Here is a 7,871-nt window from a genome sequence, read left to right as displayed (position 1 = left end):
TGCATCCTGGTCAAATTTTCTTGGCATATTCCAGATTTTCCCATCTACTCAAACGGAACAAAACCTGGGACACTTCAAGGGCGGGGCTGAGCTGCATAAAGGCAAGGTTTACAAGAAAAGTTGAGTCGCGGGGAATAACTTTTGTAGGCTACCCGTTGTAGAGATTGAGTGACACAGGCTCAAGGTTGCGTGACCGGACGTAGAAGTTCTGTTACAGTAGCGCTCGGACGCAACGAGAAGTTGAGTCACTGACAGTCAACTTTATTAATTACCCCAAGATAAAAGGAGAAGAAATCATGGGACGCGCAGTAGGTATTGACCTTGGTACGACGAACTCCGTCGTTTCCGTACTGGAGGGTGGCGAGTCCACCGTTATCGCTAACTCTGAAGGCTCCCGCACCACGCCTTCCGTCGTTGCTTTTGCAAAGAATGGCGAAATCCTGGTCGGCCAGTCCGCTAAGAACCAGGCGGTAACCAATGTTGACCGCACCATTCGCTCCGTCAAGCGCCACATCGGCACCGACTGGAAGATCAACATTGATGATAAGGATTACACCTCCCAGGAAATCTCCGCTCGCACGCTGATGAAGCTGAAGCGCGACGCAGAGGCTTACCTCGGTGAGGATGTTACTGACGCCGTTATTACCGTTCCTGCATACTTCGAGGACGCACAGCGCCAGGCCACCAAGGAAGCTGGCCAGATTGCAGGCCTGAACGTGCTCCGTATCGTTAACGAGCCAACCGCAGCTGCTTTGGCTTACGGCCTAGAAAAGGGCGAGCAGGAGCAGACCATCCTGGTATTCGACCTGGGTGGCGGCACCTTTGACGTCTCCTTGCTGGAAATCGGCGATGGCGTCGTTGAGGTTATGGCCACCGCCGGCGATAACGAGCTGGGTGGCGACGACTGGGATCAGCGCATCGTCGACTGGCTGGTAGACCGCTTCAAGACCTCCCAGGGCGTTGACCTGACCAAGGATAAGCGCGCCGTACAGCGTCTGCGCGAGGCTGCAGAGAAGGCCAAGATTGAGCTGTCCTCCTCCCAGCAGGCCAACATCAACCTGCCGTACATCACCGTTGACTCCGACAAGAACCCGCTGTTCTTGGATGAGACCCTGACCCGCACCGAGTTCCAGAAGATCACCCAGGATCTGCTGGACCGCACCAAGGCTCCGTTCAACCAGGTCATCAAGGACGCTGACCTTTCCGTCGGCGATATCGACCACGTTGTTCTCGTTGGTGGCTCCACCCGTATGCCAGCCGTATCTGACTTGGTTAAGGAACTGACCGGCAAGGATGCCAACAAGGGCGTTAACCCGGACGAGGTTGTTGCAGTCGGCGCTGCCCTGCAGGCAGGCGTGCTGCGCGGCGAGGTTAAGGACGTGCTGCTTCTCGACGTCACCCCGCTGTCCCTCGGCATTGAGACCAAGGGTGGCGTGATGACCAAGCTCATCGAGCGCAACACCACCATCCCGACCAAGAAGTCCGAGACCTTCACTACCGCAGAGGACAACCAGCCTTCCGTACAGATTCAGGTCTTCCAGGGCGAGCGCGAGATGGCTACCGCTAATAAGCTGCTCGGCTCCTTCGAGCTCGGCGGTATTGCTCCGGCACCGCGCGGTGTTCCCCAGATTGAGGTCACCTTCGATATCGATGCCAACGGCATCGTCCACGTGACCGCAAAGGACAAGGGCACCGGCAAGGAAAACACCATCAAGATTCAGGATGGTTCCGGCCTGTCCCAGGAAGAAATCGACCGCATGGTCAAGGATGCTGAGCAGCACGCTGAAGAGGACAAGAAGCGCCGCGAGGAGCAGGAGCTGCGCAATAACGCAGAGTCCACCTCCTACCAGACCCGCAAGTTCTTGGATGACAATGCCGACAAGGTATCCGAGGATGTTAAGACCAAGGTCACCGAGGCTGCTGACGCCGTTGATGAGGCTCTGAAGGGCGATGACCTCGAGGCCATCAAGTCTGCAGTGGAGAAGCTGTCCACCGAATCCCAGGAGATGGGCAAGCAGATCTACGAGGCACAGGCTGCTGAGGCAGGCGCCGAGGGTGCTGCCGATGCTGGTGCTGCGCAGGGTGACCCGAACGTCGTCGACGCTGAGGTCGTTGACGAGGACGAGAACAAGGATGGCAACAAGTAATGACTCAGGACAGCGGAATGCCGCACAACCCAGGCGACCCGGAAAACACGGATCCGGAGGCTACCTCGGCTGACCGCGCTGAGGCTGCTGCCGAGCAGGCCGAGGAGGCCCAGGCTGCGCAGGAAGCACAGGCTGACGCCACCGAAGAAGCCGAGCTGGATCCCACCCTCGATGCTGACCTCGAAGAAGCGCTGGCAGATGTCAACGCTGATGAGGTAGAAGCCGAAGCAGCGGGCGAAGAGCCCGCAGGCACCGGCGCTAGCGATGTGGAAGCACAGTTGGCAGAACGCACAGAAGACCTGCAGCGTCTCAATGCGGAATACACCAACTACCGCCGCCGCACCGAGCGCGACCGCCAGGCCGTAATCGAGACCGCCAAGGCCAAGGTCATCGCAGATTTGCTGCCTGTCCTTGATGACCTGGAACTGGCTCGTGAACACGGCGACTTGGAAGGCCCGCTCAAGGCGTTTGCGGATAAGCTCCACAGCACGCTGGAAAAGCACGACCTCGCTGCCTTTGGTGAGGAAGGCGATGCTTTCGACCCTGAGGTCCACGAAGCCGTGCAGGACTTGTCCTCCGGCGATGAGCAGGTGCTTGGCACCGTGCTGCGCAAGGGCTACCGCGTGGGCGACAGGCTCGTACGCAATGCCATGGTCATCATCGCGGACCCCAGCGATGAGTCCGGCAGCTCGGAAGAATCTGAGTAAATAACATAAAGGGCGCCCTGGGAATTGACTAGTGACCTTCCCGCGGCGCCCTTTTACTTAACTTGTATCGATTCTCTTTGAAAGGAGGAGATGCCCAGTGAGCGCTAAACCCGAATGGGCAGACAAAGATTACTATGCGGATCTGGGGGTCTCCTCGTCCGCAGACCAGAACGAGATTAAGCGTGCTTACCGCAAGCTAGCGCGCGAGAATCATCCCGATACCCACCCGGACGACCCCGCGGCAGCGGAAAGGTTCAAAAAGGTTGCGGAAGCCTACGACGTGCTTTCCGACGCCACCGAGCGCAAGGAATACGACCAGTTCAAGGCCATGCTCCGCAATGGAGGCGGCTTTGGACGGATGGGAGGCGCCGGATTTCCCGGCGGGTTTCGATCCACGCGCATGGGTGGACAAGGTGCGCAAGAATTCGACCTCTCGGACCTCTTCGGAGGATCCGCTGGAGGAGCGTCTCAAGGCGGCGGTGTTGGGGATATCTTCGGTAGCGTTTTCAACCGCGGCGGTAGTGCTGGCCACTCAGCTAAACCGTCGCGGGGGGCCGACGTCGAAACGGAAATAACCCTCGACTTCCGCGAGGCCGCTAAGGGAACCACCATTCCCCTAGCGCTCAGCGGCAATGCGCCGTGCACCACGTGCCACGGCTCGGGCTCCGCTTCCGGCAAGACCTCTACCTGTGGCACCTGCAGCGGTACCGGTTTTACCTCGGAGAACCGCGGCGCTTTCGGTTTCTCTGCCCCGTGTAAGGACTGCGATGGCACCGGCCGCCGCATCACGGATCCGTGCAAGGATTGCCACGGCACTGGCACGGTTCACCGCACCCGCAATATCACCGTGCGCATCCCTGCCGGCGTCATCGATGGACAAAAAGTCCGCCTCGCCGGCCAGGGCGAAGCAGGTCCCAACGGCACACCGGCCGGTGACCTGTTCGTAGCGGTGACTGTAAAGCCGGATAAGGTCTTTACCCGCGAGGGCGATGACCTCCATGTCACCGTTCCGGTTTCCTTCACGGAGCTGGCCTTGGGCGATACCATCGCGGTTCCTACTTTGGATAACCCGGTGCGCGTGAAGATCCCCGCTGGTACGCCGGATGGACGCACGCTGCGGGTGCGCGGAAGGGGCATCGCCAAGCGCGGTGGCAACTCCGGCGATCTGCTGGTTACCGTGCAGGTTACCGTGCCCACCAAGCTCGATGCCGCCGCCTCCAGCGCACTGCGCACCTATGCTCAAGCGGAAAAGGACTCCGGTTTCAACCCGCGTGCGGGTTGGGCCGGCGCCGAGAATGCTTAAGGCAGGAGGTGTGTTAAGAAATGAGCACTGGAAAGGCAGAAGATTCCGGCACCGCGGTCTACGTCATCTCCGTAGCTGCGGAACTATCCGGAATGCACGCCCAGACCCTGCGCACCTATGACCGTATGGGCTTAGTCTCCCCGGCTCGTACCCGTGGCGGCGGCCGCCGCTACTCTGACCGGGATATTGAGCTGTTGCGCAAGATTCAGGCGCTGTCCCAGGACGATGGCGTCAACCTTGCCGGCATCAAGTCCATCATCGAGTTGACCGAAGAACGCGATCGACTCGAGGCTGAGCGCGACGCTTTAGCTGAAGAGGTCCGAGCCCTGCGCGAGCAGGCCGCTGGACGTCGCCCGCAGCGCAGTGGCGAGCTTGTCCATGTACCACGGTCCACTTCCGTGGTGATGTGGAGCCCGCGTACCGCGCGTGAGCGCAAGCGCTCCCGCGGCCGTGGATACGGCCAAGACTAACTCTCGCTCTGCAGACGAGTACACCCAACCCCGCAGCCAGCTTCCCCGCTGGATGCGGGGTTTTCTTCTGCCTGCGTACTCGCGGTGGCATGTGAATATTTGCAAAGGGGGTAACTGTAATCAGTGCGCATTGCAAAGTTTAGGGTTAGGATGACTAGCAGGTTGGTGATGTAAGACACAGGCAGGAATATTAGTGTCGCATAACACCTTTACCCGTAATTTTCTCCAGGAAAGGACACACAGCATGACCCTGTATGCAGCCCCGGGAACCGAAGGCTCCATCGTTGACTACCGCGAAAGCTATGACAACTACATCGGCGGCCAGTGGGTGGCGCCCGTCGATGGTGAATACATGGACAACATCAGTCCAGTAAACGGCGAGGTATTTTGCCGGGTAGCTCGCGGCAAAGAAGCCGATATCAACTTGGCTATCGATGCCGCGGAAAAGGCCTTCGAAACCTTCGGTAAAACCACCCCGGCCGAGCGTGCATTGCTTCTGCATCGCATTGCGGACCGCATCGAGGAAAACCTGGAAAAGATTGCGGTCGCGGAAACTTGGGAGAACGGCAAGGCCGTACGCGAAACTCTGGCCGCTGATATTCCGCTGGCCGTGGATCACTTCCGCTACTTCGCTGGCGCCATCCGCGCCCAGGAGGGCCGCCTGTCCCAGCTCAACCAGGACACCGTGGCCTATCACTACCATGAGCCGCTCGGCGTCGTAGGCCAGATTATCCCGTGGAATTTTCCGTTGCTCATGGCCGCCTGGAAGATTGCGCCAGCGCTGGCTGCTGGAAACTGCATTGTCATGAAGCCGGCTGAGCAGACACCAGCATCCATCCTGTTGCTCATCGATATCATCGGTGATCTTCTTCCTGACGGCGTGCTCAATATCGTCAATGGCCTGGGAGATGAAGCCGGTGCGGCACTATCCGGTTCGGACCGCATTGCCAAAATCGCCTTCACCGGCTCTACCCCGGTAGGAAAGATCATCAACAAGGCCGCCGCTGACAAGGTCATCCCCGTTACCTTGGAACTGGGTGGTAAATCCCCGTCCATCTTCTTCAAAGACATCATGGATGAAGACGATTCCTACTTGGAAAAGTGCGTGGAGGGCTTTGTCATGTTCGCCCTTAACCAAGGCGAGGTCTGCACGTGCCCATCGCGCGCGCTGGTGCACGAAGACATTGCGGATAAGTTCTTGGAACTGGCCGTTGAGCGCGTCAAGAAGATTAAGATTGGTCACCCACTCGATACGGAAACCATGATGGGTGCGCAGGCCTCCCAGGAGCAGATGGACAAGATCAAGCAGTACCTGGAGATCGGTCCGCAAGAAGGCGCGGAGACTCTTGTGGGCGGCCACGTGAACAAGGTGGAAGGCCTGGAAAAGGGCTACTACATCGAGCCCACCGTGTTTAAGGGAAATAACGACATGCGCATCTTCCAGGAGGAGATCTTTGGCCCGGTGCTCTCCGTAGCTACGTTTAAGGACTATAACGAGGCGATCACAATCGCTAACGCCACCAACTTCGGCCTTGGTGCCGGCGTATGGTCGCGCAGTCAAAACATCTGCTACCGCGCGGGCCGCGATATCCAGGCCGGCCGCGTGTGGGTCAATCACTACCACGACTACCCAGCACATAGCGCCTTTGGTGGCTACAAGGAATCTGGCCTTGGCCGTGAGAACCACTTGATGATGCTGGGCCACTATCAGGAGACTAAGAATATGTTGGTCTCCTATTCGGACCAGCCGGCCGGCCTGTTCTAAAGGCCGTACCCCTCGGATTAGTTCGCGCGCGCCACTTGGCCTAGGCCACGCAAGAACCGCGGGTCCTCCCAATAGGAGCCATGATCGCCAGGGAGGCCATCCGCGCCGGGGAGGGGAGTGGCACCAAAAGTATCAACGGTGGGATCGGGACCATGGATGCCGCCGTTAGGCCCCGTCGTAATAGCGATGGGGTCGTTGGCATTTGTGGCTGCCCAGATGCGGCCATGCAGTTCTGAGGCGTGGCCAGCACCCGTGCCAGGGCTGCCGACGAGCACTACGTCATCAGCAATTCTTTCCTGCTGTGCGGCATGCCCGGTGACAACAGAACCATAGGAATATCCCACAACGGTGCGCTTGGCCTGCGGATAGCGTTTACCGAGCGAGCGTTGAAACCGGGCGAGTTCTTGACTGGCAGTGTGCGCGGGAGTGGCGTGAACCGCACGGGGCAGGGAAGATGGCGCCTGGTAGCCTAACCACACCACCGCCGGCCCGCCGCTGGCCTTAGCAAGATTGCGGCCGCGGTCCACCGCGCGCTGCCAGGTTTCTGGATCGGAGGAGTGAACTCCTTCCACAAAGGTGGTAAGCGATGCCGGCGTAGTCCGGAAGCCGCCGGGGTCCACCATGGCTACGAGCCGTCCGTCGCTAGTTTCTAGCACCCGCATATCTGGGTTCTGCGCGGCTAGCTGAGATACGTGCTCGCTGGCTTGGGCAAGATTAATCTCGTGGACGGTATCCACTGGAAGATCGGAGAAGTCTTCCAGGCGAACGGGTGGAGCGACCCCGGCAGGCGTACACAGGGCATCGATTTCTTGGGAGCAGAGCCAATCCAGCGAATCGCCCAGTGCCCGCACCTGATTCAACAAGAGCCCGGCGGCGCTGGCCGCGGCGCCATTGCGCTCATCTACTTGTCCTAGAAATGCGATGATGCGGTCTTCGAGTTCCTCGCGGCGGGCTTGCAGGCTGGCGTGGCGCTCAAGGGTGGTGGCAACCTGCTCCATCTGGTGCAGCGGCTGGGCCAGCCAGTCGGTGTAGCCCGCCAAACTGGTGCGGGCGGCGTCACCAGCGGGGCCACTCAGTGATAGGCCGCGCCAATCCTGGTGTGCATCTAAAAATCGAAAACGCAGTTCAGTGCGTTCGCTGTGCAACGTACTGGCGCCATGTCTTAAAGCCATAGATAGGGTCATCGCGCATCTCCCAATGCATGGCCCAGGCGGGAATCTACCCCGGCGGCAGTGACGAGGAAGGCCTCAACGGAGCGCAATTGCTCAGCCGTGGCGTCCTCCGTTGCAGCCACGGTGCTGGACCAGGCGGCACGGGCTCGCTCTAGTGCGGCCGCGGTGCGGCAGGCGGTATCGAGCGCGGCCGTCGGCGGTGGCAGCGGAGGACGCGCCATGAGGGAGCGGACGTAATCGGGCAGGTGCGTGGGAATTTCTACATAACTCATGCCCCTAAGCCTGAAGGACCATACAACGCCGCGCT

At 59.6% G+C, this 7,871-nt stretch carries 7 protein-coding genes; 5 read left to right on the top strand and 2 right to left on the bottom strand.

Annotated features, from left to right (window positions below):
* The first annotated feature begins 296 nt into the window (after positions 1 to 296).
* The 5 genes from dnaK to QP324_RS10370 all read left to right on the top strand — a co-directional run bounded on the left by dnaK (position 297) and on the right by QP324_RS10370 (position 6,392).
* Positions 297 to 2,147: a molecular chaperone DnaK gene (gene dnaK, locus QP324_RS10390; protein WP_005325523.1), complete on the top strand. Its 1,851-nt coding sequence runs from the start codon at positions 297 to 299 to the stop codon at positions 2,145 to 2,147.
* On the top strand, positions 2,147 to 2,854 hold the full coding sequence (grpE, locus tag QP324_RS10385) for a nucleotide exchange factor GrpE (RefSeq protein ID WP_239279380.1): 708 nt from the start codon (positions 2,147 to 2,149) through the stop codon (positions 2,852 to 2,854). Before dnaK ends, grpE begins: the two co-directional genes overlap by 1 nt.
* Positions 2,855 to 2,951: 97 nt before the next feature.
* Positions 2,952 to 4,157: a molecular chaperone DnaJ gene (gene dnaJ, locus QP324_RS10380; protein ID WP_239279379.1), complete on the top strand. Its 1,206-nt coding sequence runs from the start codon at positions 2,952 to 2,954 to the stop codon at positions 4,155 to 4,157.
* Positions 4,158 to 4,177: 20 nt separating this feature from the next.
* The gene (locus QP324_RS10375; protein WP_049378992.1) at positions 4,178 to 4,627 is read left to right on the top strand and encodes a heat shock protein transcriptional repressor HspR; all 450 of its coding nucleotides are present in this window, start codon (positions 4,178 to 4,180) and stop codon (positions 4,625 to 4,627) included.
* 244 nt (positions 4,628 to 4,871) lie between these two features.
* Positions 4,872 to 6,392 (top strand): aldehyde dehydrogenase family protein, encoded by a 1,521-nt coding sequence (locus QP324_RS10370; RefSeq protein ID WP_284815989.1) that lies wholly within the window; start codon positions 4,872 to 4,874, stop codon positions 6,390 to 6,392.
* A 17-nt stretch (positions 6,393 to 6,409) separates the two neighbouring features.
* On the opposite strand, the gene QP324_RS10365 is transcribed toward QP324_RS10370, so the two are convergent.
* Both QP324_RS10365 and QP324_RS10360 read right to left on the bottom strand, forming a co-directional pair.
* Positions 6,410 to 7,576 carry an alpha/beta hydrolase gene (locus QP324_RS10365; RefSeq protein ID WP_284815988.1) on the bottom strand — a complete coding sequence of 389 codons (1,167 nt, stop codon included), beginning with the start codon at positions 7,574 to 7,576 and terminating at the stop codon, positions 6,410 to 6,412.
* Positions 7,573 to 7,836, bottom strand: coding sequence for a hypothetical protein (locus QP324_RS10360; RefSeq protein ID WP_284815987.1), 264 nt, complete (start codon positions 7,834 to 7,836; stop codon positions 7,573 to 7,575). Before QP324_RS10360 ends, QP324_RS10365 begins: the two co-directional genes overlap by 4 nt.
* Positions 7,837 to 7,871 lie beyond the last annotated feature (35 nt).

Origin of the sequence: Corynebacterium sp. UMB0012 (assembly GCF_030216265.1) — a bacterium.
Taxonomy (GTDB): Bacteria; Actinomycetota; Actinomycetes; order Mycobacteriales; family Mycobacteriaceae; genus Corynebacterium.
This window is presented reverse-complemented; position numbering and strand designations above follow the sequence as displayed.

Excerpts from the sequence above, each read along its gene's own strand:
- dnaK (WP_005325523.1), top strand. The coding sequence starts at position 297 with ATGGGACGCGCAGTAGGTATTGACCTTGGTACGACGAACTCCGTCGTT.
- QP324_RS10375 (WP_049378992.1), top strand. The coding sequence starts at position 4,178 with ATGAGCACTGGAAAGGCAGAAGATTCCGGCACCGCGGTCTACGTCATC.
- QP324_RS10370 (WP_284815989.1), top strand. The coding sequence starts at position 4,872 with ATGACCCTGTATGCAGCCCCGGGAACCGAAGGCTCCATCGTTGACTAC.
- grpE (WP_239279380.1), top strand. The coding sequence starts at position 2,147 with ATGACTCAGGACAGCGGAATGCCGCACAACCCAGGCGACCCGGAAAAC.
- QP324_RS10365 (WP_284815988.1), bottom strand. The coding sequence starts at position 7,576 with ATGACCCTATCTATGGCTTTAAGACATGGCGCCAGTACGTTGCACAGC.
- QP324_RS10360 (WP_284815987.1), bottom strand. The coding sequence starts at position 7,836 with ATGAGTTATGTAGAAATTCCCACGCACCTGCCCGATTACGTCCGCTCC.